Origin of the sequence: Microvirga sp. RSM25, from assembly GCF_044784385.1 — a bacterium.
Taxonomy (GTDB): Bacteria; Pseudomonadota; Alphaproteobacteria; order Rhizobiales; family Beijerinckiaceae; genus Microvirga; species Microvirga tunisiensis.
In genome coordinates this window covers 2031846-2057469 of record NZ_CP173039.1, presented here as the reverse complement: position 1 = coordinate 2057469, position 25624 = coordinate 2031846, and the positions used below count along the sequence as shown (strand labels likewise).

Annotated in this window: 18 protein-coding genes and 1 pseudogene; 12 read left to right on the top strand and 7 right to left on the bottom strand. The window is 60.5% G+C overall.

Going from position 1 to position 25624, the window contains the following annotated elements; genetic code table 11:
- Nucleotides 1-33: 33 nt before the first annotated feature.
- The 4 genes and pseudogenes from ACD578_RS09690 to ACD578_RS09675 all read right to left on the bottom strand — a co-directional run bounded on the left by ACD578_RS09690 (nt 34) and on the right by ACD578_RS09675 (nt 4231).
- Nucleotides 34-994, bottom strand: a pseudogene (locus ACD578_RS09690) (ABC transporter permease).
- Nucleotides 991-1920 (bottom strand): ABC transporter permease, encoded by a 930-nt coding sequence (locus ACD578_RS09685; protein WP_404292604.1) that lies wholly within the window; start codon nt 1918-1920, stop codon nt 991-993. Before ACD578_RS09685 ends, ACD578_RS09690 begins: the two are co-directional and overlap by 4 nt.
- On the bottom strand, nt 1910-2755 hold the full coding sequence (locus ACD578_RS09680) for an ABC transporter ATP-binding protein (RefSeq protein ID WP_404292602.1): 846 nt from the start codon (nt 2753-2755) through the stop codon (nt 1910-1912). Before ACD578_RS09680 ends, ACD578_RS09685 begins: the two co-directional genes overlap by 11 nt.
- Before the next feature lie 141 nt (nt 2756-2896).
- Nucleotides 2897-4231, bottom strand: a complete 1335-nt coding sequence (locus ACD578_RS09675; protein WP_404292600.1) for an aspartate aminotransferase family protein — start codon at nt 4229-4231, stop codon at nt 2897-2899.
- Nucleotides 4232-4371: 140 nt separating this feature from the next.
- Here ACD578_RS09675 and rutR point away from each other — a divergent pair, with 140 nt between their 5' ends.
- Nucleotides 4372-5022, top strand: a complete 651-nt coding sequence (gene rutR / locus ACD578_RS09670; RefSeq protein ID WP_404292598.1) for an HTH-type transcriptional regulator RutR — start codon at nt 4372-4374, stop codon at nt 5020-5022.
- 77 nt (nt 5023-5099) lie between these two features.
- On the opposite strand, the gene preA is transcribed toward rutR, so the two are convergent.
- Together preA and ACD578_RS09660 are read right to left on the bottom strand one after the other, a co-directional pair.
- Nucleotides 5100-6434 carry an NAD-dependent dihydropyrimidine dehydrogenase subunit PreA gene (gene preA, locus ACD578_RS09665; protein ID WP_404292596.1) on the bottom strand — a complete coding sequence of 445 codons (1335 nt, stop codon included), beginning with the start codon at nt 6432-6434 and terminating at the stop codon, nt 5100-5102.
- A 12-nt stretch (nt 6435-6446) separates the two neighbouring features.
- Nucleotides 6447-7811, bottom strand: a complete 1365-nt coding sequence (locus ACD578_RS09660; RefSeq protein ID WP_404292595.1) for an NAD(P)-dependent oxidoreductase — start codon at nt 7809-7811, stop codon at nt 6447-6449.
- Between the two features lie 743 nt (nt 7812-8554).
- Here ACD578_RS09660 and ACD578_RS09655 point away from each other — a divergent pair.
- The 8 genes from ACD578_RS09655 to ACD578_RS09620 all read left to right on the top strand — a co-directional run bounded on the left by ACD578_RS09655 (nt 8555) and on the right by ACD578_RS09620 (nt 19925).
- Entirely contained in the window at nt 8555-10303 is a 1749-nt protein-coding gene (locus ACD578_RS09655) for a methyl-accepting chemotaxis protein (protein ID WP_404292593.1), read from the top strand.
- 4 nt (nt 10304-10307) lie between these two features.
- Entirely contained in the window at nt 10308-11753 is a 1446-nt protein-coding gene (locus ACD578_RS09650) for a chemotaxis protein CheW (protein ID WP_404292591.1), read from the top strand.
- Nucleotides 11750-12853 (top strand): chemotaxis-specific protein-glutamate methyltransferase CheB, encoded by a 1104-nt coding sequence (gene cheB / locus ACD578_RS09645; RefSeq protein ID WP_404292589.1) that lies wholly within the window; start codon nt 11750-11752, stop codon nt 12851-12853. Before ACD578_RS09650 ends, cheB begins: the two co-directional genes overlap by 4 nt.
- Nucleotides 12850-13734: a CheR family methyltransferase gene (locus ACD578_RS09640; protein ID WP_404292588.1), complete on the top strand. Its 885-nt coding sequence runs from the start codon at nt 12850-12852 to the stop codon at nt 13732-13734. The genes cheB and ACD578_RS09640 overlap by 4 nt, the downstream gene beginning before the upstream one ends.
- Nucleotides 13734-15725, top strand: a complete 1992-nt coding sequence (locus tag ACD578_RS09635; protein WP_404292586.1) for a chemotaxis protein CheA — start codon at nt 13734-13736, stop codon at nt 15723-15725. Before ACD578_RS09640 ends, ACD578_RS09635 begins: the two co-directional genes overlap by 1 nt.
- Nucleotides 15726-16096: 371 nt before the next feature.
- Nucleotides 16097-16480 (top strand): response regulator transcription factor, encoded by a 384-nt coding sequence (locus tag ACD578_RS09630; RefSeq protein ID WP_404292584.1) that lies wholly within the window; start codon nt 16097-16099, stop codon nt 16478-16480.
- Between the two features lie 2 nt (nt 16481-16482).
- The gene (locus ACD578_RS09625; RefSeq protein WP_404292583.1) at nt 16483-17121 is read left to right on the top strand and encodes a chemotaxis protein CheX; all 639 of its coding nucleotides are present in this window, start codon (nt 16483-16485) and stop codon (nt 17119-17121) included.
- A 113-nt stretch (nt 17122-17234) separates the two neighbouring features.
- A complete protein-coding gene (locus ACD578_RS09620; protein ID WP_404293771.1) occupies nt 17235-19925 on the top strand; it encodes a PAS domain S-box protein in 2691 nt (896 codons plus the stop codon).
- Between the two features lie 93 nt (nt 19926-20018).
- Here the strand turns inward: ACD578_RS09620 and ACD578_RS09615 are convergent, their stop codons facing one another.
- Nucleotides 20019-20885 (bottom strand): IclR family transcriptional regulator, encoded by an 867-nt coding sequence (locus tag ACD578_RS09615; RefSeq protein ID WP_404292581.1) that lies wholly within the window; start codon nt 20883-20885, stop codon nt 20019-20021.
- Nucleotides 20886-21068: 183 nt separating this feature from the next.
- Here ACD578_RS09615 and ACD578_RS09610 point away from each other — a divergent pair, with 183 nt between their 5' ends.
- The 3 genes from ACD578_RS09610 (at nt 21069) to ACD578_RS09600 (ending at nt 25565) form a co-directional block, all read left to right on the top strand.
- Nucleotides 21069-22421 carry a transposase gene (locus ACD578_RS09610; RefSeq protein ID WP_404292579.1) on the top strand — a complete coding sequence of 451 codons (1353 nt, stop codon included), beginning with the start codon at nt 21069-21071 and terminating at the stop codon, nt 22419-22421.
- 134 nt (nt 22422-22555) lie between these two features.
- Nucleotides 22556-23575: a TRAP transporter substrate-binding protein gene (locus ACD578_RS09605; protein ID WP_404292577.1), complete on the top strand. Its 1020-nt coding sequence runs from the start codon at nt 22556-22558 to the stop codon at nt 23573-23575.
- A gap of 115 nt (nt 23576-23690) precedes the next feature.
- Nucleotides 23691-25565 carry a TRAP transporter large permease subunit gene (locus tag ACD578_RS09600; protein WP_404292575.1) on the top strand — a complete coding sequence of 625 codons (1875 nt, stop codon included), beginning with the start codon at nt 23691-23693 and terminating at the stop codon, nt 25563-25565.
- The last annotated feature ends 59 nt before the right edge of the window (nt 25566-25624 follow it).

Below are 25624 nucleotides of genomic sequence, written 5' to 3'. Positions count from 1 at the left end.
CTTCACTCCTCCTAAACGCCGTCCACGATCCCCTTATGTGCGGTACGACGGATGCCAAAAGGTTGCTGCGCGCTCGACGAGAGCGATGATGCCATAGAAGGCCGAGCCCGCAATCGCCGCGAGCGCGATTTCGGCCCACACCATATCGAGGGCCATACGGGCGACCTCGATGGAGATGCGAAAACCCATGCCGACGATCGGCGTGCCGAAGAACTCGGCAACGATGGCGCCGATGAGGGCCAGCGTCGAATTGATCTTCAGTGCATTGAAGATGAAAGGCAGGGCGACGGGAAGCCGAAGCTTGATCAGACCCGTCCAGTATCCGGCTGCATAGGAATGCATGAGATCACGCTCGAGCCGGCCCGCAGCAGCAAGACCCGCGACGGTGTTGATCAGCATGGGGAAGAACGTCATCACCACGACGACCGCCGCCTTGGAGGGCCAGTCAAAGCCGAACCACATCACCATGATCGGCGCGATTCCGATCACGGGAAGCGCGGATACGAAATTGCCGAGCGGCAGAAGACCCCTGCGGAGAAAGGGGATCTCGATCCGCAATGATCGCAACGACAAATCCCGAGAGGCAGCCGATCATGTATCCGGATAGAACTGACTTCATGAAAGTCTGGACGAAGTCACCCCGCAACACAGGCAATGAAGCGGCAAAACGGCTCGCAATCGACGAAGGAGCGGGCATGAGAACGGACGGGACACCGGCCCCGACCACGATGACTTCCCACAAGAAGAACAGGAAGGCGCCAAAAAGCACAGGAACTGAGAGCCCGACTAGTCGCCGCGCTCCCGGGTTCCTCAGGCGAAGATGAGAGAGGCCGCCGAGAGCAAGGCCTGCGGCAACCCAAAGGACGGCGACAAAGACCCAGAAGGCGGGCCCAGCCTGCCCGGCCACGGCAGGACGGTGAACCAAAATCAGGGCATAGAGGCAGCCCAATGCGGCCAGCGGTGTCAGGATCATGGCACGACGGGCAGCGCTCATGCGGCACGAACTCCCATGCGGCTGTTCACGATGCGCTCGCCCAGGCCGACGATGGCGACCAGAGAGGAGGCGAGAACCGCAGCACCGAAGAGCGCAGCCCAGATCTGGATCGTCTGGCCGTAATAGGAACCGGCCAGGAGCCGTGCGCCGAGACCGGCCTGGGCTCCTGTCGGTAGTTCGCCGACGATGGCCCCTACCAGGCTGATGGCGATGGCCACTTTGAGTCCGGCGAACAGGTAAGGCAGCGAGGCGGGAAGGCGGAGCTTCCAGAATGTCTGCGTGCGTGACGCCGAATACGTGCGCATAAGATCGCGCTGCATGATATCGGGGGAGGTCAGGCCCTTCACCATGCTGATAGTGATAGGGAAAAAGCAGAGATAAGCAGAAATGATGGCCTTCGGGAAAAGGCCAGTAATGCCGATCGAGCCCAATACCACGATGATGATCGGCGCAATGGCGAGGATTGGGATGGTTTGTGAGGAGATGATCCAGGGCATGAGGCTGCGCTCGAGCGTCTTCACATGAACGATGAGCACCGCGAGCACGACACCGAGAAGCGATCCCAAGGCAAATCCGAGGAGCGTCGACGAGAGGGTCACCCAGCCATGGAAGAGCAGGTTGCGTCGGGAAGTGACCGGCATGTCGATGACCGTCTTCTTCAACTCGATCAAGATTTGATGAGGCGCCGGCAGCATGGGTCTTTCCTGCTCCAAGGTGGCAAGAAGGATTTCACCAGTGCTGCGTTGTTCGCCGGCGCGTTCGAAGGCGTCAGTTACGCCCTGCCAGTTCATCGCAACGGCGGCCACGTACCAGAGCACGACGACGGCGAGCACGACCACGAGGACGGGCCCCGTGTTGCCCTTCCACAGGCGGGAGGACTTCTGTCTTGCCTGGCGTACAGGTAAAGTCAGCGCCTCAGTCGTCATAGGAATGCCCGGCCCGCAAACCCTCGCGGACTCTGTGTGCGATCTTGAGGAATTCGGGTGTCTCGCGGACTTCCAGCTTGCGGTCGCCCCCCAGGACGCTGGCATCAATGATGTCGATGATGCGCCCAGGACGCGGAGACATGACAACGATCTTCGTGGAGAGGAACACCGCTTCCGGGATGGAATGGGTGACGAAGAGGACGGTCTTTCGAGTCTTTCCCCAGAGCTGAAGAAGCTGCTCGTTCAGGCGGTCGCGGACGATTTCGTCAAGGGCCCCGAATGGTTCGTCCATGAGCAGGAGCTTCGGGTCGAAGGACAGAGCTCGCGCAATGGAAGCCCTCTGCTGCATCCCGCCGGAAAGCTGCCAGGGAAACTTGTTCTCGAATCCCTTGAGATTGACGAGCTCGATCTGATGTCTCGAGCGTTCGCGACGCTCTGCCCTGGACAGTCCGAAGATCTCAAGCGGCAGCTCCACGTTCTTGCGAATGGTGCGCCAGGGATAGAGCGCAGGGGCCTGGAAAACGAACCCATAGTCGCGACGCAAGCGGGCTTCACTCGGGCTTACGCCATTCACATGGATATGGCCTGCGCTCGGTTGCTCTAGATCCGCGATGACCCGCAGGAGCGTGGTCTTGCCGCAGCCTGACGGGCCAATGAAGGAAACGAACTCGCCTTCGGCGATCTGCAGATCCACATTGGAGAGGGCATAGACTGGACCATCTGCGGCCTCATAGGTGAGGGAAAGGCCACGGATGTCGACAACTGTCGCCCGACCCTGCTCCGTGACAGATTTTCCATCCCAGGCAATGGGTGACGGGCCCCCGCCACGTTCCATGATCTCGTGTGTTGCGCGCTTTAGCACTGCTTGTTTTTCTCCAGGCGCATCGTTGTTAGACCATAAGCAAGAACTGTGCCGTTCCGGGCAATCCAGGATATCTGATCCACCTGCCGCTGCGCCGTGCCCAGTTCCTGAGCATCACGCCGCCGCTTTCAGCACGTCGCCGATCGTACCGATGAGTTCGTCGATCTGCTCCTTCGAAATGATAAGCGGTGGCGACAGAGCAATGATGTCGCCGGTCGTGCGGATCAAAACGCCGCGCTCGAAGCATTCCAGGAAGACGGAAAAGGCCCGCTTCGTGGGTTCTCCCGCAATGGGCTCCAGCTCGATGGCGCCAACTAGGCCGATGTTGCGGATGTCGATGACATGCTTCGTGTCTTTGAGGGAATGAAGGGCCTGCTCCCAATATGGCGCCAGTTCAGCCGCGCGAGTGAGAAGACCTTCATCCGCATAGGTATCGAGGGTGGCGAGACCGGCCGCGCAGGCCAGAGGATGGGCCGAATAAGTATAACCGTGGAAGAACTCGATCAGATGCTCCGGGCCGGTCATAAAGGCATCGTGAATTTCCGACTTCACGAACACGCCGCCCATGGGAACGACGCCGTTGGTGATGCCCTTCGCGGTGACCATGATGTCGGGAGTGATCTCGAAGTAATCTGCCGCGAACGGAGTTCCCATACGGCCGAAACCCGTGATGACCTCGTCGAAGATGAGCAGAATGCCGTGCTTGTCACAGATCTCGCGCAGGCGCTTGAGATAGCCTTTCGGCGGGATGAGCACTCCTGTCGAGCCAGCGACCGGTTCCACGATGACGGCGGCAATGGTGGAAGCGTCATGGAGAGCAACGATGCGCTCTAGGTCCTCGGCCAAGTCGACGCCGTGCTCCGGCTCGCCCTCGGTGAATGCATTTTGAACTGAGTCGTGAGTATGCCGGAGGTGGTCGACGCCTGAGAGCAGGGTGCCGAACATCTTGCGGTTGGAAACGATGCCACCGACCGAGATGCCACCGAAATTCACGCCATGATAGCCACGCTCGCGGCCGATCAGACGGGTACGGGAGCCCTGGCCCTTTACTCGCTGATAGGCGAGGGCGATCTTGAGCGCTGTCTCGACCGATTCCGATCCGGAATTGGTGAAAAAAACGTGATCGAGCCCTTCCGGAGAGATCTGCACGAGCCGCGAGGCAAACTCGAACGCCTTCGGGTGGCTCATCTGGAATGCGGGCGCATAATCGAGTTCGGCTACCTGCCGCTGGACGGCCTCGACGATCTTCGGCCGCCCATGTCCTGCATTCACACACCAGAGGCCCGCCGTTCCATCGAGAATGGGGCGGCCATCGTCGGTGTAATAGTGCATGTCCTGGGCGCCCGCGAGAAGCCTCGGCGCCTTCTTGAATTGGCGATTGGCCGTAAATGGCATCCAAAATGCGGCGAGATCGTTGGGAATCGGGCGCTTTAAAGGAACGACATTCATCACATGATCCTCCAGGAGGCAGACGCCATGGCGCCCAGGTTCATAGTTTTGGCGATGGTCTTGCCGGAACGAACCGTCGCGACATAAGGTCTTTTGCAGGAGCTGCATGAAAGGGTTGAGCTTTGGCTGACGAGATTGGGATGAGCACTCGCCCATCCACGCGCAAGACTCGAGCCGGCGAGACGAACACGCAGCGCATTCTCGACGCGGCACTTGAGGTTTTTGCGGCTTATGGCTTTCAAGGGGCGCGGATTGACCAGATCGCGACGGTCGCAGGATTGTCGAAGCCCAACTTGCTTTATTACTTCCGAACCAAGGAGGCTCTCTACACCGCCGTGCTTCGGCGAACCCTGGACATGTGGTTGGAACCTTTGCAGGAACTCGATTCCCTGAGCGACCCCAGAGTGGCGCTGAGCGCCTATATCACGCGCAAGCTCGACTATTCCCGCAGCCATCCGACGGCTTCGCGCCTCTTCGCCATGGAGATGCTGCAAGGTGCGCCGCATTTGAACGTGGCTTTGACCGGCAACCTGCACTATCTCGTCGAGGTCAAGTCCCGCATTATCGAGTCCTGGATCCGGGAGGGGCGGATCAGGCCGGTCGATCCCAAGCATCTCATCTTCGCTATTTGGGCCACGACGCAACATTACGCCGATTTCAGTACCCAGATCCGTTCGCTGACGGGCAAGGGAATCGAGGATGAGGACTTCTATGAGACCGCCCGCAACATGCTGACGAGCATTCTTCTTGACGGCGTTCTGCCGTGCGGGGAGGGGCGCCAGGACGTTTGAGGTAGCCATACAGGCAAGGTCCTCCGTGTCAGGTTCGGTAAGGAAACGGCGCCAGAGATCCGGCGCCGTCGTCACGGTCATTCCGCGGGTTCGAGCGGCTCAAGAGGCTTCTTCATCGCCGCCTGAGGATTGTTGGGGTGCTGGGTCCAATTGAGATAGGAGCCGTCCACCAGTCGGCCGGTTCGCCGATCTACCTCGTTCACCAGCGGTTCCATGGTGATGCAGTTCTCGATCGGACAGACACTGGCGCAGAGATTGCAACCCACGCATTCCTCGTCGATCACCTCGAAATGCCGCATGCCATTGACGAGATGGGTGATTGCCTGGTGGGACGTGTCTTCGCAGGCTACGTGACAGCGACCGCACTTGATGCAGAGATCCTGATCGATCCTTGCTTTCACGGCATAGTTGAGGTTCAGATATTGCCAATCTGTAACATTCGGCACCGCTGCACCGACGAAGTCCGAGACGCTCGTGTACCCGCGCTCATCCATGAAAGATTCGAGCCCGGTGATCATCTCCTGAACGATCTTGAAGCCGTAAACCATAGCCGCTGTGCAGACCTGAACGGTGCCGCAACCCAAGGCGATGAACTCCGCCGCATCACGCCAGGTTTCGATGCCGCCGATGCCGGAGATAGGCAATCCGCGGGTCGCGGGAGAGCGGGCGATCTCGGCCACCATGTTCAGGGCGATGGGCTTGACCGCCGGACCGCACATGCCGCCATGGGTGGCTTTCCCGTCCGTATGAGGGTTAGGGATCATGCGGTCGAGATCGACGCTGACGATGGAGTTGATCGTGTTGATGAGAGAGACGGCATCCGCGCCGCCGCGCTTTGCGGCCTCCGCAGGCTTGCGGACATCGGTGATATTCGGGGTCAACTTCACGATAACCGGCATGCGTGAATGGGTTTTACACCAGCGCGTGACCATCTCGATATATTCGGGCACCTGGCCGACGGCGGCGCCCATGCCGCGCTCGGACATGCCATGCGGGCAGCCGAAATTGAGCTCGATCCCATCGGCCCCGGTCGCCTCGACCCGTGGAAGGATACGCTTCCAGGCTTCTTCCTCGCAGGGCACCATGAGGGACACGACGATGGCGCGATCCGGCCAGCGGCGCTTCATGTCCGTTATTTCCTGAAGGTTGATCTCCAAGGGCCTGTCGGTGATAAGCTCGATGTTATTGAAGGCCGTGACGCGCCGGTCCGTTCCGTGCACGACGCCATAGCGCGGCCCCGACACATTGACCACCGGCGGACCTTCCTCACCCAGCGTCTTCCACACGGCGCCACCCCACCCGGCGCGGAACGCACGCTCGATGTTGTAGGCCTTGTCGGTTGGAGGGGCGGAGGCGAGCCAGAACGGGTTGGGCGATTTGATGCCGCAGAAATTGACGCTGAGATCTGCCATGGATCTACCTCCTCACTCTGCAGCCATGGGCACGAAGCCCTGAAGCGCCCGATTGATTGACAACGCGGCCTGCTTCCCATCCTCGACGGCAACCACCGTCAAATCGCGGTCGCCTGCGGCGCAATCTCCACCTGCCCACACGTCGGGAAGAGAGGTGCGCCGCTCGAAATCGACAGCAATCCGCCCGGCTTCGAGGTCAAGCACGTCGTGCGAGCCTTCGAGGACCTGCGGAATGAAGAGCTGGCCGATGGCCTTGAAGAGCTGATTTGCCGGAATTTCGAAGGTCTCGCCTGTGTCGACGAGCCGCCCGTCCCTGTCCTCCGTTGCCGCGAAGCCGACGGAGCGAAGCACGCCGTTCTCGCCGTAAATGGTAGCCGGGCGTGCCCAATGGCGGATCACGACGCCGTGCGTCAGCGCGAGCTCCTGCTCAAAGCGGCTTGCGCCCATCTGTTCGGCGCCACGGCGATAGACGATGGTCACCTCCTCGGCACCGAGCTTCTTCGCCTGCACGGCCGCATCGATGGCCGTCATGCCGCCGCCGATCACCACGATGCGCCGACCGATAGGCAAAGTGGAGAGGTCCGGCGACTGGCGGAGCGCCTCGATGAAGGCGACGGCATCCTCGACGCCGCCCAGATCATCATCGTCGCTTCCAAGAGCGTTCACGGCCTGAAGACCAAGGCCTAAGAAGACGGCATCGAAATCGCGGCGAAGATCGGCAAGCATGAAGTCCCGCCCCAGCATCTGTCCGCAGCGCAGTTCGATGCCGCCAACATCGAGGATCCATTCGACCTCGGCCTGGGCAAAGTTGTTGGGGGTTTTGTAAGAGGCGATGCCATGTTCGTTGAGGCCGCCTGGCTTCGGCCGGCCGTCAAAGACGACCACGTCGTAGCCGAGGGTCGCGAGCCTGTGGGCACAGGAAAGTCCGGCAGGGCCCGCGCCGACGACGGCGACGCGCTTACCTGTTCGCGGGCCCTGCCTGTAGAGCTGCCGGCCGGATGCCATCACGGCATCGGTCGCGTGGCGCTGCAATTCGCCGATGATGACCGGCTTGCCTTCCGCGTCGTTTCGGACACAGGCCTCTTCGCAGAGCGTTTCCGTGGGGCAAACCCGGGCGCACATGCCGCCGAAGATATTCGAGTCCAGGATCGTCTTGCCCGCTCCTTGCACGTTTCCGGTGGCGATCTGCCGAATGAAGAGGGGGATATCAATGCCGGTCGGGCAGGCGTTCACACAAGGCGCATCATAGCAAAAGAGACACCGCTCTGCCGCGACACGGGCCTCGTGTTGGTCCAGCGGTGCATGAAGGTCGCAAAAGGCTTCTTCATATGCGCCAGCCGCAAGCCTTCCAGCACTGATATCGGATGCTGAAGTCATAGGTCCTCCTGCCCGCTCCAGGCGGGTTTCAGGCCATCGATCCGTTCACCTCGGCCTGCTTCTCAAGGAGCAGGCTCTTGATTTGACCATCTGATCAAAGCTTTTCTAAACTGTCAAACGGCCCCTTAAAGGACTTTCGACCTGGGCTCGTTGTCTTGGAGGCGCAAGTAGTTTTGAAAAATCTCCTAGCGAAGGCCGGTTGACGGAAGAGAGATGAACTTCTCCTGGGCCGGACTGCTGCATGTTGTCCGTCTCTCACTTCCGAGAACGCGGTTTCTTCATCCGAAGAACGTCGGAGGTTGGATGGCCGGTACGCGGTGGAGTAGGACATGAGCGGCATCCCCTTCGCGTCAGGGTCTCTGGTGTACAATTGTTGCACAACATTGTTTTTATTGTCGAAATAGCCACGTGCGTATCTTGCTACCGAGCGACAGAAACCTATAAAAGTCCTGGCTCCACCTCGCCTCGATCGGACTGGGCTGACCAAAGTGCCAGCACGTCGGATCGAGCCCTCACATGCTGTCCGCAAACTTCAAAGGCCATCGATGGCACTGGTTAAGACGACCGAACTGCCCGGTAAGGGCAATCTCCGTCAGGTTAATAGTGATTCCGCAACTCAAGCGGCGTCGTCGACATCTCCAAAAGCAGGAAACTCACCACGACGGGCTCTCGAGCGGGTCAGGGCCCGGCAGCAGAAGGCTGCTGAGCGCATCGGCGCTGCCTCGGAGGAATTGGCCAGCGGGGTGACTGAGGCCTCATCTGCGGCGGAGGAATTGCGTCGCTCTATGGAGCAGATTGCCACTGGGGCCGAGGAGGCAGCAGGCGCTTCGCAGCAATCCCTGGCTGCCATCGTGAGCCTCGGCACCTCGTTCTCCGAGGCCCGACAGCATGCGGAGACCACTCGCGCCAAGACCGCCGGTCTCCAAACCCTGTTGATCGAGACCGGGGCTCAAATCGACGCTTCTGTCGCCGCCGTCGGAGCGAACGCGGCGCGCCAGAACGCCATGGTTGAGATCATTTCGCTCCTTGAGAAGCAGGCTGCCGCGATTGGCGAGATTACCCGCACGGTTGGCGATATTTCCGACCAAACAAACCTTTTGGCTCTGAATGCAGCCATTGAGGCGGCCCGAGCCGGAGACAACGGCCGCGGCTTTGCCGTCGTGGCCGATGAGGTGCGAGCCTTGGCGAGCACATCGGAAAGAAGCGCTCAGGATATCCAAACTCTTGCCGAAGGCATCGTCACGGAGGTCCGCTCCATCGCCGAGAGGATCAGGGCCGCAGCCGAAACGGCGTCCGGCGAGGCTCAGGTCGGCCGCGCCACCGTCGCGGCTCTCGACAGGATCCGCTCCGACATGATCCTTCTGGCCAATGGCAGTCAGTCAATTCTCGTTGCCGCCGTCGAGGCCGAGGCGGCCATCCGCGAAGCGCAGCGCGGGGCTGAGCAGGTGGCCAGCGCCGCCGAGGAGCAGGCTGCAGCGGCGGCCGAGGCTCAGCGGGCCGTGCAGCAGCAGAGTGTCGCTCTCGACCAAAGCCAGCAGACCGCGCAGGCGCTTGCCGTCCTGGCTGACGATCTCCAGACGAACAGTGCAGGATCTGCCAGCGCCGAACAGGTCGGATCGGCGGCGGAGGAGCTCTCGGCGGCCATTCAGGAATTATCGGGAGCTGCCGGCGAGATCATGACCGCCGTCGATCAGATCAGCCGGGGGGCTCAGATCCAGGCTGCAGCAACCCAGCAGGCGAATGCCGCAATGGGGCAGATCGACCGCGCCGCCGGCACCTCGCGGGATGTTGCCGGCGCGGCGGTCGAGCGGATCGAGTCTCTTGCCTCGGCATTCCAGGACAATCGCACCGCGATAATGCGGCTCGCCACAGGCGTCGAACAGCGTTTGAAGGAATCCCAGGCCGTCGTAGGATTGATGGGAGGTCTGGACGAGTCCAGCCGGCGCATTGAGAAGATCATCGATAGTATCGCACTCGTCGCTGTTCAGACCAACATGCTGGCCGTGAGCGGCTCCATCGAGGCTGCGCGCACTGGTGAAGCCGGTCGTGGCTTCGCGATCGTCTCCGGGGACATCCGCGCCCTTGCGCGGGATGCCTCCGAGAATGCCGATCGCATCAAAGACTTTGTACGCCAGATTCGTGAGCAGATTACCGTCGTCCGGCGCGACCTGGAACAGAGCGCCGCGATGGCGGAGGCGGAGATCGCCAAGAACACCATGATGGCCGAAAGGCTGAATGCGGTGGAGGCCGATGTCGACGCGATCCGGCAGGGCAGCGCTGCCATCCTGGCGGGATCGGAAACGATCCTAACGGCGGTCCGCGAGGTTCGGCTGGGTACGCAGCAGGTCGCGGCTGTGGCCGAGCAGGCGGGAAGTGCCGCCACTCAGGCCGCCGCCGCGGCTCGACAGCAGGCGCGTGGCGCTGAGGATCTTGCCGCCGCCATTGAGGAGATCGCCTCCCTGGCAGACGAACTCCACATCGCGGAGTCGTAAGATCATGGCCGAAACGGCCCCTTCGGCTATCACTCAGTCGTTCCTGACGATAATGGTGGGTGACGAACGCTTTGCCTTACCCGCCTCCGACGTTGCCGAGGTGATCCGCCCGCCGGCCGTGACTCGCGTGCCGCTCGGCCCTTCGAGCCTCGTCGGGGTCGCTAATCTGCGGGGCGCCGTGATGCCAGTGATATCGCTCCACTGCCTTTTCGGAGGCAAGGAGCGCCCTACAGCGAATGCCCGTGTTGTCGTTATCGATCGCGGCGCTCCAATCGGCCTTCTGATCGACAGGGTAGCATCGTTGGGGAGCGCCGATGCCTCGGAAGTGGATGGCGCATCCGCGCGTTTGATTGATCTCGATGCGCTGCTGTCTCGGGATTTTGGCAACTTCAGCCGCCGTGTGCAGCACCGGCGTGTGTCGGAAATCTCGGAGCCCCAAGCCGGCACGGCGATATCCCGTGACGAAGTGGCCCTCGTCTGCTTCGCGGTCGCAGGCCAGGATTTCGCCCTGCCCCTGGACTCTGTTCATGAGGTCGTGACGCTTCCCCCGGGTGTTGCAGCCGCTCCTCAGGCTGAGGCCGCCATGCGGGGAGTCATGGCTCTGCGCGAGCGCCTGCTCCCGCTGGTCTCGCTCCGTGGACTCCTTGGTCTGCGCGCGGGCGGACATGAAGACGCCAAATCCCGTGTTGTGGTCGCGCGGATCGGCGAGGCATTGATAGGTTTGGTGACGGATGGCATGAAGGAGATCCTTCGCGTTCCCTCCGATGAGATCGAACCTGTGCCTGCAATCCTGACCCGTGGCGCAGCAGAGGCCAAAATTCAAGGCATCTACCGACTTGAGGGAGGGCGGCGATTGGTGTCGGTTCTGTCGACGGACAGTCTGTTTCGCGATCGGGCCTTGGCTGAACACATCGCGCCGCAAAAGGAGAAGAGTCCAGAGATGAGCAGCCCCGACAGTTCTTCGGATGGCGACGAGCAGTTCATCGTGTTTCAGCTGGGGGGTGAGGAATACGGCTTGCCCGTCGCATCCGTGGACGAAGTGGTGCGTGTTCCCGAAACCCTGTCGCGTCTGCCCAAGGCTCCAGCCTTCATCGAAGGTGTCATGAACCTGCGCGGCCATGTCGTTCCGGTGATCGATCAGCGGCGGCGCTTCAAATTCGAAGGACACGGTGAGCGGAGACGGGAGCGTATTGTTGTCGTCACGATCGACCATATGCAGGCCGGTTTCGTCGTCGATACCGTATCGGAGGTCCTCAAGATCCCCCGAAGCCAGCTTCGCCCGACGCCCGATCTGGCAGCGGATGGGAGCCAAATCATCGATCGCATCGCCAATATCGACGTCGAGGGACGAATGATCCTCCTGCTCAATCCACGCGAACTCCTGGACAGAGCGGAGAAGGACCTGCTTGCGGCCATGGGCGATGGTCATCCGGATCGGCCTGCTCCGTGATCCGGCTGCTGATTGTCGATGACTCTCCCCTGATGCGACGTCTTCTCGGCAATGTCTTTGCCGCGGAGGGAGATTTCGAGATTGCCTTCGCCCGCAATGGCGTGGAAGCCCTTGAGCAACTTGCCGGATTTCAGCCGCATGTCATCACGCTCGATGTCTACATGCCGCAGATGGACGGCCTGTCCTGTCTCGATCGCATCATGCTGGAACACCCATGCCCTGTCGTGATGGTGTCGTCTCTGACCGCGGAAGGGGCAGACGTCACGCTTGAGGCTCTGGAGCTGGGTGCCGTCGACTTCATCGCGAAGCCGGAACGGGCTGTCTCGCTGGAGATCGAGACCCTTGCCCCCCTGCTTGTCGAAAAAGTCCGTGCCGCATCGCGAGCGCGCCTGCCGGGCAGTCTGAGATTGGCTGAACGGGTGCGATTGAAGAGTGGCTTGAACCGGAAACCGATGGCGGCACCTCGAAGGTCTCTCCGCCCGGTGCTGGCAGTGCGTGCGACCAGGAGCGCAGTCTCTCCGGCGTATGGCGTTGTTCTCGTCGGCACCTCTACGGGAGGTCCGCCCGCCTTGGATGCATTGCTTTCGCGGCTCCCGTCCGACTTTCCGTGGCCTGTGGTGGTGGCGCAGCATATGCCAGGATCTTTCACCGGTCCGCTCGCCCGCCGGCTCGACAAGCTGTGCGCTTTGACAGTCATCGAAGTCACCCGTCCGATGCCTCTCGAAGCCGGAAACGTCTATATCGGGAAAGGCGATGCGGACGTCATCGTCGGCACCCGTCCGGATGGCCCTATCGTGCTGGCAGCTCCGTCCCTTCCGGAGCATCGCTGGCATCCGAGCGTCGACCGGCTGGTGGACAGCGCCATGCAGCACTTTGCGCCTACCAGGTTGCTTGGGGTGCTAATGACGGGGATGGGCAGCGATGGAGCTGAAGCCATGACGCGGCTTCGGGGGCAGGGCGGTCGCACAATCGCCGAGGCCGAGGAGAGTGCCGTCGTTTGGGGCATGCCTGGCGAACTCGTTCGAAGGGGCGGGGCGGAAATCGTTGCTCCATTAGAGCTGATCGCCGACCGGATCATCGATATGCTGGGGCGCTCATGAGCAAGCCGCAATCGCCGAAAAGGGTTGCCGGAGCGGAGCAAGGATCTGCGACGCCGCTCAATCCGGACGAAATCCGCCGCCTGTGCGAGTTTCTCTACAGCCGCACCGGGATGATCTTCGGTGAAAGCAAGCGCTATTACATCGAAAGGCGCGTCGCCGACCGCATGTCCGCCACCGGAATGCGCACCTTTCGAGCTTATTTCTCGCATGTTCAAGCTAGCGAGAGCGAGGTCGAGCACCTGATCAACATCTTCACGGTCAATGAGACCTATTTCTACCGTGAGGAGCATCAGCTGCATTGCCTGGGTCGTTCGCTGTTGCCCGACATCGTGCGAAATAGGAAACCCGGCGATCTCGTGCGGATCTGGTCGGTGCCATGTTCGACAGGGGAGGAGCCATATTCCATCGCCATCTGGCTCCTTGAGAATTGGCCTATGGTCGATGCCTATCACATCGAGATTGTCGGGTCGGATATCGACACGCGGGTTCTGGTCGAGGCGGAAGCAGGCATTTATGGGGAGCGCGCCCTGTCGCGCCTGCCGCCGGGCATGATCGAGGGTTATTTCGAGCCTCCTCATGAGGGTCAACGCAGGCTTATTCAGGATCTGCGGGAATCGGTGAAATTCACATCCGTTAATCTGGTGGACAGGGCCTCCGTTGCCGCCCAAGGCCGGTTCGACATCGTCTTCTGCCGCAATGTTTTGATCTATTTCGACGACGCCTCCCGTCTCCTCGCCGCGAACAATCTCTACGATGCCTTGAATCCAGGCGGCTATATCTGTCTCGGCCATACCGAGTCGATGAACCGCATTTCGAAGCAGTTCAGTCTCCGCCGCTTCGAGGACGCAATCGTCTATCAAAGGCCGGGGGAGGGTGCGTGATGGACGATCTTCTCCGGCATTTCACTGTCGAGGCGCGAGAATTGGTTCAGCAGGCAACCGATGACCTTCTGGCTCTGGAGCGCGAACCCGCTATCGCCGCCCACCTGGACGGTGCCTTCCGAGCCGTCCACACGCTCAAGGGGTCCGTCGGCCTGTTCGATTTCGCGCCTATGGGACTGGCGCTTCACGCCGCCGAGGATCTCCTCGGCGCTCTCAAAGGCGCAGAAGCAAGGATCGATAGTGATGTGATCGACATCCTCCTCGAATGCATCGGCCAGGCGGAGCGCTGGGTTGGCGCGATCGAACAAACCGGGCAACTGCCGCCCGATGCCGGTGAGGAAGGATATCGCCTCGCACGGGCTCTGCGCTCACAGCTCGATGAAGGAGCGGCACAAGCTGCTCCTATGATCCCGGAGGCGGACGTCGGCTGGATCGATGATCTGTTGGCGGCAGGATCCGATCGAGCAGATTTGAAGGCGCATAGTGTCGGTCTCGTTGCTATCCGGTACACACCGCGAGCCGACTGCTTTTTCGCCGGCGACGATCCTCTCGCGCTCCTGCGCTCGGTTCCGGATCTTGTCGCTGTTCGGACGACAAACAGGGAGCCGTGGCCTCCTGCCGCCGAGATCGATCCTTTCTCCTGCAATCTTCGGATCGAGGCTCTGTCCTGCGCCGAGTTCGACGCGGTGAAGACGGTTTTCCGCTTTGTTCCGGATCAGGTGACGATTCATGAAGTAGCGTGGCGGGATACGGCCGGTACTCATGAAGTCGGATCTGACGGCTCTCCGAGCCGTGAGACGAGTGCAGTCGGTGCGGCCGCCTCGCGGATGCTGCGTATCGATGCGGCACGGATTGATCGTTTGGCGGATCTTGTCGGCGAAATGGTCGTTGCCAAGAATTCGTTGGCGCATCTGGCAGCCTTGAGCGGCGAAGGGACGGATCGAAAGGACCTTGTCCAAGGCATCCAGGCGAGTCAGGCAGCCATAGACCGACTCGTCGCGGACATGCACAGAGCCGTCATGGATGTTCGCATGATGCCCATGCGCGATATTTTTCGGCGCTTTCCGCGCGCTGTCCGCGATACTGCGGGGCAATTGGGCAAGCTCATCGATTTTTCCATGGAGGGTGAGGATGTCGAGGCGGACAAGTCCGTCGTGGAAGGCCTGTTCGAGCCTCTGCTCCATGTGTTGCGCAATGCCGTCGCCCATGGCGCAGAACCAGAGAATATTCGCCTGGAGGCAGGAAAGTCGACCGGAACGAGGATTGTCCTGCGAGCTCGCCGGGATGGTGATCGGATCATCGTCGAAGTGAGCGATGATGGGAGGGGCATCGATCCTGCGTCCATCCGGCGGGCTGCCCAGGAGCGTGGCGTCGCTCCAGGGGATCGGATCGAGCGCATGAGCGATGCCGAGGCCATAGAGCTGATCTTTGCTCCGGGCTTCTCTACCGCGTCGGAGATCACCGATCTGTCGGGTCGAGGGGTTGGCATGGATGCCGTGCGCTCGGCAATCGAAAGGCTAGGCGGCCAAGTCGGTGTGCAGAGCCTGCTGGGACGCGGAACGACAATTCGCTTTTCCCTGCCGCTCACCATCGTCATGACGAAGGTGATGGCAGTCCGGGTGGGTGGCGAGACCTACGGCATCCCCATCGACGGTGTCCTGGAAACGGCCTTCGTGGCGGCCTCACGCATCCTCCCCATTCAGGAAGGCGAGGCCTTTGTGCTGCGCGACCGGACGCTCCCCCTGGTCAGGCTCGTCGATCTCCTGGGGATCTCCCGCGTCTCGGATCCAGGAAGGGGGGCGAAAGTTCTGATCATGTCGGCGGGGGATGAACGGGTCGGGGTTGCAGTCGACGGATTTGCCGAGCGCATGGACGTTCTGATGCGGCCCATGGCCGGCATCCTAGCCGGTATGCCCGGCGTGATGGGGACAACCCTTCTCGGAGACGGCAGCGTCCTCATGATTCTCGATATTCCGGAGCTGATCGGATGAGTGCGCGACTGGATGGCAATATCATCCTGCTAGAAGGGCAGTGTCGGGTGGAAGATGCCGAGCCGCTGCTCGGATGGCTTCAGGCGGACAGCAGCCGCGTTGTGGACTTGACGGACGCCGAGCACCTCCATGCGGCGGTTTTTCAGATTCTCATGGCCCTGAGGCCTCCTATCAGGGAAGGAGAAAAGGATGCCTTCGTCCAGGACTGGCTGATACCCATTCTGAGAGTGGCAAAATCCTCCGACGCAGGGTAGCCGGAGAGCTGAGCGGTTGTCATTATTCCCGGATACTCTAAAAGAACAAATATCCTTTTTCTCTCAAGCGAAACCGGCTGGTCCCGGCAGTCTTAATCCCCCTGGCGGAGCATCTGAGTGGCTACAACTGTTCTGATCGTCGACGATAGCAAACTGGCGCGTATTGTCGCGGGCAAGACCTTGGCTGCTTTGCAGCCAGAATGGGAACGTATCGAGGCCGGTAATGCGCAGGATGCCCTTGAGATCCTGCGCGAGAGGAAGATCGATGTGGCGATGATCGACTTCAATATGCCGGATAAGGACGGTCTGGAATTGGCGGCCGAGTTGCGGGCCATTCACCCGACCATGCCCATCGCGGTGATCACCGCCAATATCCAGGACGAGGTGATTGCCCGGGCAAGAGAGGTGAATGCCACCTTCGTCAGCAAGCCCCTGACTGAGGATGGCCTTAGAGGATTCGTCTCCGGAGCGGCGCTCCGCCTGCGTTCAGGCGGCGCGTGAGCATGATGAACGATGACATTGCTCTGACCGATCTCGAACATGATGCTCTGACAGAGCTCGTCAACATCGGCGTCAGTCGTGCTGCCTCGAGCCTGCGCAAGATGATCGGCGAGGAAGTCCTTCTGTCGGTTCCCTCCATCGAGCTCATGGCTCCTCATAATGCGGCTCGGCTGATCGGGGAGCGTGAGACCGACGAACTCGTTGCCGTTCAGCAGCAATTCGAGGGTGCGTTCTCGGGTCGGGCTCTGTTGATCTTTCCCGAAGCAACGAGTCTCGATCTCGTCAGGGCGATCATTGGGAGCGATGTGCCGTTCGACCAGATTGCCGATATGGAGCACGAGGCTCTTGCCGAAACGGGAAACATCATCCTGAACGGCTGCCTCGCAACCATGGCGAACATGCTGAAACGCTCCCTCAACATCTCCTTGCCGGAAGTGATCCGCGGAGATGGCGCGAGACTCTTCACTCTCCCGCACGAGCAGCCGGACGAGGGGCTGGTTCTCTTTCTCTACATCAATTTCTCGATCCGGAATCGTAATATTCGGGGCTATATCGCCATGCTGATGGATCTGCCGTCGCTTGCCGCGTTGAAAGAACTGATCGCGGGCTTCATCGAGCGGGTTATTGGCGACGAGGCTTGAACGATGATATTCAGGCCTCCCTTAACCAAGTCTTACCAGATATGACGGCCCAAGTCTTGTCACAGGGCGAAGCGAAGCGGACGATCGATATCGCCGTCAGTGAACTGCGGCGCATTGCGGGTCCGATCTTTTCGGCTTTCGAGAAGTCGGGGTTGCCTATGGTTGCAACGGATCCGCGAACCTCTGACAACCCGATCGTTTACGTGAACGAAGCCTTCTCCAGAGTCACAGGCTATTCTCCCGAGGAGGCGATTGGCAGAAACTGCCGCTTCTTGCAGACTCCTGACACGGACCAGGGCGCTGTCGCGCAGATACGGGAAGCGATCACAGCTGGTCGGGCGATCTCAGCCGAACTGCTCAATCGTCGCAAGGATGGTTCACAGTTTTGGAACCATCTCTTCATCACACCCATCTGCGATGGAAGCGGAGAGCCGCAATTCTTCCTCTCAACACAGGTCGATATCACTCAGGCACATCAGTCAAGGACGATGCAGGCCGCGTTTGAGGCGAGCCAAAGAGAACTGGGCCAGACGAACGAGCGGCTTCGCCTCACACTGACTGTTGCCGGAACTGGCGGCTCCTGGGATTGGGACATTCCCAGCCGACGCTTTGCCGCGGATGCACGGTTCGCAGCACTTCATGAACTTGATCCCGCAGAGGCAGCCAAGGGGCTGCCCACTGGGGATTTCTTCAAAGCCATTCATCCGGATGATCGTCGGAGGATCCGTCTTGCCGTTGGCGGCATTCTCAACGGAGCGGAGATCTTCTCGAAGGAATACCGTCTTCTCGCCGCCGACGGCTCGGCCCGGTGGGCTCTTGCGCGGGGACGCTGTCATTTTGATGAAGATGATCGGCCGGTACGATTTACGGGCGTCGTCATCGACATTACCGAACAGAAGCACGTCGAGGAGCGTCTTCGGATCGCGCAGAGCGCCGGCGGGATCGGAACATTCGAATATCTCGATGGCTATGCCACCGTCAACGTTTCGGACGAGTTCTGCCGTTTGCTCGGGCTTCATCCAAGCAATGTTCTCCCGGTTCGGACTGTCAACTCTCTCATCGAGCCGGGCGATCGCGCCATCGTGGAACAGAGCTCCGGTGAAGCTGCCTCCTATGTCGAGTTCCGGATCCGGCGCGCCGATGACAAAGAACTTCGCTGGCTTGCCCGGAGAGGCGAGTATGTGCGCGACACGGAAACGGCAGGATTGCGGTTTATCGGCGTGATCTATGACATCACGGCGGCCAAGCAGTCTGAAGCGAGACTTCGAGACCTCAACGAGAAGCTGGAAGGTCGTGTCGAGGAGCGTACCCGCGAGCGCGACCGGCTCTGGAGCCTATCAAGCGATTTGTTCAGTGTTTGCGACACCGATGGTTATCTCAGTGCCGTCAATCCGGCCTGGTCGGAACTGCTGGGCTACCGAGAGGATGAGATCGTCGGAACCCGGATCGATGCCTGGATCCACGAAGAGGATCGGGCGTTAAGCAACACCCTTCTTCAGACCCTGCAAGGTGGGAAGGCGATCAACGACATCGACGTCCGCGTCCAGGCTAAGGATGGGTCCCATCGGTGGATCAACTGGACCTTCGCTCCGGCGGAGGACGTGTTCTACAGTGTCGGGCGCGATGTGACGCAGCGCAAACAACTCGAGGAGCAGCTTCGGCAAAGCCAAAAGATGGAGGCAGTCGGCCAGCTGACAGGCGGTATTGCACACGACTTCAACAATCTGCTGACAGGAATCGTCGGTTCGCTCGATCTCCTTCAGTCACGTATGGCGCAAGGGCGCCTCGACAGGATTGATCGCTACATCAAATCCGCGATCACATCGGCTAATCGTGCCGCCGCACTGACGCACCGCCTTCTCGCCTTCGCGCGACGGCAGCCTCTCGACCCGAGGCCGGTCGATGCCAATCGACTTGTCCTGTCCATGGAAGATCTACTTCGGAGAACCATGTCCGAAGCGATCCAACTCAGGATCGTTGCATCCGATGACCTTCCATTGACGCTTTGCGATCCGAACCAGCTGGAAAGCGCCATTCTCAATCTCGCGATCAACGCCCGGGATGCCATGCCTGAGGGAGGCGCACTCACCATCGAGACGTCGGTCTCTAACCTGGATCGTATCTATACGGCCTCCCCGCAAGATGTTTCTCCCGGCCAGTATGTGACGATCTGCGTGTCCGACACGGGGACCGGCATGCCTGCCGATGTTCTGGCTCAAGCTTTCGATCCGTTCTTCACGACCAAGCCGATTGGCGAGGGGACAGGCCTCGGCTTGTCCATGGTCTATGGCTTTGCCAAACAATCCGAAGGGCATGTCAGGATCTACAGTGAGCTTGGCAGAGGCACCACCGTGAAGATTTACCTGCCGCACTACACAGGTGAACTGGAAGGGGAAGTTGCCGCTTCAGGCTTAGGCGAGATCCATCGGGCTGAGGCGGGCGAGACGGTTCTGGTGGTCGAGGACGAGCCGGTCGTTCGGTCTCTCATCCTCGAGGTTTTGGCGGATCTCGGTTATCAAGCCCTGGAGGCAGTGGATGGTCCGTCCGGTCTCAAAGTTCTAGAGTCGAAGCAACGGATCGATCTGCTTGTCAGCGATGTGGGGCTGCCAGGGCTCAACGGTCGCCAACTCGCCGATCACGCACGTCTTGTGCGCCCTCATCTGAAAGTGCTCTTCATCACCGGCTACGCCGAGCAGGCAGCAATCGCATCCGGTTTCCTGGCACCCGGCATGGAGATGATCACGAAGCCCTTCGCCATCGAAGATTTGGCCGTCCGGATCCGTGAAATCATAGAAAGGGCCTGACAGGGAGCCGGCGCTCGACTGAGGCTCGGATGAGTCCTACGAGACCTTACAGGATTTCCGAAGATCCTGTGCCGGCAAGACCGAGGGATGCCGTCATGGATGGTTTCGCCGAACTCGCGCCGGTTTCTCGCCGATATCAGTCTCGTTCAAGCGTGTCTCGATCCAACAAGCCTCCTTTTTGAGGAGAGGGGCGATCTCGAGTTGACGCTCGGGACTCAAACGACTTTCCGTCGCTGCGATGGAGAGGGCACCGACCGGTCTGCCGTCCGATCCACGGATCGGAACACCGATGGCCCACGAGTCCGAGAGAAGCATGCCAGGGTTGAGAGCATAGCCTCTTGCCCGCGTGTCCTGAACGAGACCTCGAAGTGCCGAAGGCGAGAACGGCGGATACTTGTCGGCGAGAACGTCTGCATTGGCCGCCAATACTTCTTCCACATCCCCGTCAGGCAAGGCGGCGAGCAAAGCCAAGCCTCCCGCTCCAACGCCGAGTGGATGCCGGTCTCCGGCATGAAGGGCATGAATCCGGATTGGATAAGGTCCTTCCTCGCGATGCACACAGATGGAATAGACATCCCGGGGCACGGAAAGAAAGGCGGTATCGCCGGTCTGCTGGCTTAGTCGTACAAGGGAGCGGAGGGAGATCGAATGAATACCAAAACGCGCGCTCGCCAGCGTTCCAAGAACATGAATTTCCGGGCCTAGATAATAGCGTCTCGTCTCCAGGTCTTGGTCGAGCAGGCCCGCCCGTACGAGCGCGAGAAGCATGCGCCTGACGGTCGGCTTCGGAATACCGCATTGCTCAACCAGGTCGGACAACCGAGCACCTGAAGGTCCTGCCCGCCCGACGAGTAACAGCAGTGTTGCTGCTCTCTCGATTGACTGTGCTCCGTTGGAGGCCGCTCCGTCGATACCCTGGACGGCAATCCTGGCCGAAATCGTCTTCTGGTATTCCAACATATGGACCTTCAATGGCGGAAAATTGAGGAATTCTTCCAAAGAACAATTTTCAATTGACAATGAAGAGTATCAGAGTGCCTCCTTAGCTCGACTTTGGCCATTTCTGGCAGGTGGTTTGGGAGTGCAGAGGCGGCGAAGCGAACGATGCGGTAAGTTGGTGTGTCCCCGCCAAGAGACACGGCCATGCCAGACCTGCCCGCCCGCTTCGCCGCGATCATTTTAGCCTTTGCCCCGCTCTTTCGCTACCGAACTTGGCGCCATGCCGAGGTCCTGCTCGTCGGGGCCATTCTGGCACCCGGCAAGCGCACTGTGACCAGCATCTTACGCATCACCGGCCTCAGTCGCGAGGCTCACTTCGTCAACTACCATCGCGTATTGAGCCGGGCTCGCTGGAGCGGACGTGAGGCCGCCCGTCTGCTGCTTTGTTTGCTCATCCACGCCTTCGCACCAACTGGTCCGATCATCCTCGGCCTTGATGACACCATCGAGCGTCGGCGCGGCCGGCGCATCAAAGCCAAGGGCATTTATCGCGATCCGGTGCGCTCCTCCGATGCTCACTTCGTCAAGGCATCAGGCCTGCGCTGGATCAGTCTCATGCTCCTGGCGCCCATCCCGTGGGCCGCCCGGACCTGGGCCTTGCCGTTCCTCACCGCCTTGGCGCCCTCGGAGCGCTACTGCCGTGAGCGCGGACACCGGCATAAGAAGCTGACCGACTGGGCCCGCCAGCTGGTGCTGCAGGTGCGGCGTTGGCTGCCCGCGCGCGAGTTGATCCTGGTGGCTGACATGGGCTTTGCCGCCCTGGAACTGCTCGCAGCCCTGTCCCGTCAGAATGTGATCTGCATCACCCGGCTTCGGCTGGATGCTGCCCTCTATGAGCCGGCTCCACCGCGTCAACCAGGGACATGCGGCCGTCCCCGCACCAAAGGAGCTCGCCTGCCAACCCTTTCTGATGTGCTGACGCGGACAAGTACGCGCTGGCAACGCGTTACGGTGCCGGGCTGGTATGGCGAAGGGGATCGGCTGATCGAGTTCTGCTCGGCAACGGCCGTGTGGCGCCACGGCGGCATGCCGGTGGTACCAATCCGCTGGGTGTTGCTGCGCGATCCCCTTGGACGCTTCTCGCCGCAGGCCTTGCTGTGCACCAATCCCAGGCAGGCTCCCTTGCAGATCATCCGCTGGTTCATCCTGCGCTGGCAGGTCGAGGTCACGTTCCAGGAGGCCCGCGCCCATCTGGGTGTTGAGACGCAACGGCAATGGTCGGATCGTGCCGTGGCCCGCACCACCCCTTGCCTGTTCGGGCTGTTCTCCATCGTGACCCTGCTGGCTGCCCAACTCAACCAGCGCACCCGAACAGCTGTGCTCATCGACAGCTGGTACCGCAAGTCGCATCCGACTTTTGCGGATGCGCTCGCAACCGTACGACGGCAGATTTGGCGCGAGACAGGTTTGTTTACATCCCGGCACCGGCACAAAACGCCGAAACCCTCACGGGCCCTTCAGCAATGCTTGGTTTACGCACTCTGTCACGCCGCTTGATTGGCCAAAGTCGAGCTTAGGAGCCAACGAAAACGCCTGGCATGTGGCGTGCCAGCAATAACAGAGGTCCGACATATGGACCTGATTCTTGAGGAAGCATGGGGATCCCGAGGGTCTCTAACCAGGAGGGTTAAATGATCTTGTCTCGCCGCCGGCTGCTCACTGTCGGTTCGACCGCTTTTGCCGGTGCCGTTGTCGGAGCGCCATTTATAGTGCGGGCCCAGCAGGCTGAGTTTACCTACAAATATGCGAACAACCTGCCTGACTCACACCCGATGAATGCGCGGGCGCGCGAGATGGCCGCCGCGATCAAGGCCGAGACGAATGGTCGGTTCGATCTCCAGATCTTCCCGAGCAGCCAGTTGGGATCGGATACGGATACGCTTAGCCAAGTGCGCTCGGGCGGCGTGGAGTTCTTCACGCTTTCGGGCCTGATCCTATCCACGCTCGTACCGGCCGCATCCATCAATGGAATCGGCTTTGCCTTTCCGGACTATGCGACGGTCTGGAAAGCGATGGATGGTGAACTCGGCGCTTATGTCCGTCAGCAGATCGCCAAGGCGAACCTCGTGGCGATGGACAAGATCTGGGATAATGGCTTCCGGCAGACGACGTCCTCGACGAAGCCGATCAGTGCGCCTGACGACCTGAAGGGCTTCAAGATCCGGGTGCCGGTCTCTCCGCTCTGGACGTCCATGTACAAGGCCTTCGACTCGGCTCCGACATCGATCAACTTCAATGAGGTCTATACGGCGCTCCAGACGAAGGTAGTGGACGGTCAGGAAAATCCCCTCGCCATCATCTCCACGGCGAAGCTTAACGAAGTCCAGAAATACTGCTCCTTGACGAACCATATGTGGGACGGGTTCTGGTTCCTGGCGAACCGGCGCGCATGGGAGCGGCTGCCTGATGATGTTCGCGCCATCGTCGCCAAACACGTCAACGCCGCAGGCGTGAAAGAGCGCGAGGATGTGGCTAAGCTGAATGGCAATCTTCAGCAGGAGCTAGCCACGAAAGGCATGGTGTTCAACCAGCCCGATCCGGGGCCGTTCCGCGATAAGCTGCGCAAAGCCGGCTTCTACTCGGAGTGGAAGGGCAAATATGGCGATGAGGCGTGGGCTCTGCTGGAGCGCGCAGTCGGCACCCTGGCCTAACTCGACCTTGGATGTCGGGGTTCCGCGCTTGTAGCGAAAGGATCCCGGCACTTCCGTGGCGGTTAGCCAACTCGGCCGTGCTGCGTGGTGAAAACTCATAGGGAATGTTTTGGACATGACATCCTCCGCACAGGCCATTCCTGCATCAGAACCACTCATCGTCGCCGAAAGCGACGAGGTTCGGGCAGGGTCGCGCTTTCTGAAGCCTGTCGAGATTGTCGCCTCGGCTCTATTGGTCGCCATCGTGACGCTTCTGCTGGCGGGCGTGACCTCCCGTTATGTCTTTTCGCTTCCCGTCGTGTGGATCGATGAGGTTGCGTCGATCTGCTTCCTGTGGCTCGCCATGTTGGGATCGGCCATCGCGCTCGACCGCAACGAGCACCTCAGGCTGACATTGTTCCTGCATAAGATGCCGGAACAGGTTCAAGGGTTCATGGAGGCCTTCGCTCTCCTGGTGATCGCAACCTTCCTTCTCTGCCTGATGGTGCCGGCCTTCGACTATGCGCTGGAGGAGTGGTACATCACGTCGCCCGCACTGAACATTCCAAACACCTTCCGCGTCGCGGCCATTCCCTTCGGCATGGTCGTGATGCTTGGAATTGTGATTGCGTATGCGCTGAAAAGCTCATCGTGGCGCGACCTTGCGGTCGCGGCTCTCCTGATCATAGCGATCGCCGGCGCACTCTGGTTCTTCTCGCCCTCGCTTGTGAAGCTGGGGAGTGCTAAGATCCTTCTTTTCCTGGTTGTCTTCGTAGCGGCCTGCCTTGCCGCCGGGGTTCCTATCGCCTTCTGCTTCGGCATCGGTACTTTGAGCTATCTGGCTTTTGCCACGCAGGTCCCAACCTTCGTTATGATCGGGCGAATGGATGAAGGCATGTCCGGCATCATCCTTCTGTCAGTCCCGATCTTCGTTCTCCTGGGTTGCATTCTCGATGCGACCGGAATGGGCAAAGCGATCGTCGATTTCCTGGCCTCGCTTCTCGGCCACGTGCGCGCGGGCATGTCGTACGTACTGCTCGGCTCACTATTCGTGGTGTCCGGCATCTCAGGGTCGAAAGTATCCGATATGGCGACCGTTGCTCCGGCGCTCTTCCCGGAGATGAAACGGCGAGGTCACAGCCCACGGGAGATGATCGCGCTTCTCGCGACCGGCGCGGCGATGGCCGACACGGTGCCACCCAGCATCGTCCTGATCGTCCTGGGTTCCGTTGCAGGCGTCTCCATTGCAGGCCTCTTCACCAGCGGTTTCGTCGTCGCCATGGTTCTGCTCGTGGTTCTTGGGGTCCTGGCGCGCTGGAAGTCCCGTCACGAGAGCATGGAAGGCGTACGCCGGGCTCCGGCTTCACTGATCGGCCGCACGTTGCTCGTCGCAGCTCCTGCGCTCGTCCTGCCGTTCCTCATTCGGAGCACCGTCGCCGGTGGTGTCGCGACCGCAACCGAGGTGTCGACCATTGCCGTCATCTATGCCCTGTTCGTGGGCATCGTTCTCTATGGCGGTATCGGCTGGCGCAAACTCTACGGCATGCTGGTCGAGACGGCAGCGCTGACCGGATCGATCCTGCTGATCCTCGGAACCGCTCTTGCCATGGCCTGGGCGATCACGCAGGCGGGTGTCGCTCAGGGACTTGCGTCCATCATGACAGGGCTGCCTGGAGGCTGGATCAGCTTCATGGCCGTGACCATCGTTGTCTTCATGACTTTGGGTTGTGTTCTTGAAGGGCTACCCGCCATCGTCCTGATGGCTCCCCTCATGTTCCCAATCGCGAAGACCCTTGGGATCAACGATGTTCATTACTCGATGGTCATCGTAACGGCGATGAATATCGGCCTGATGACGCCGCCCATCGGCATCGGCTTCTACCTTGCCTGCAAGATCGGCAATGTCTCGCCGGATGAGGCAATCGGCGCTATTTGGCCTTACCTTGTGGCGCTCATCATCGGCCTCGTGATCATCGCCACAGTACCGTGGATCTCGACGGCTTTTCTCTGATCGCAGCCTCAGTCTCGCGAGGATGATCGTTCAAGCAGTTCGATACAGGGAAAATCACT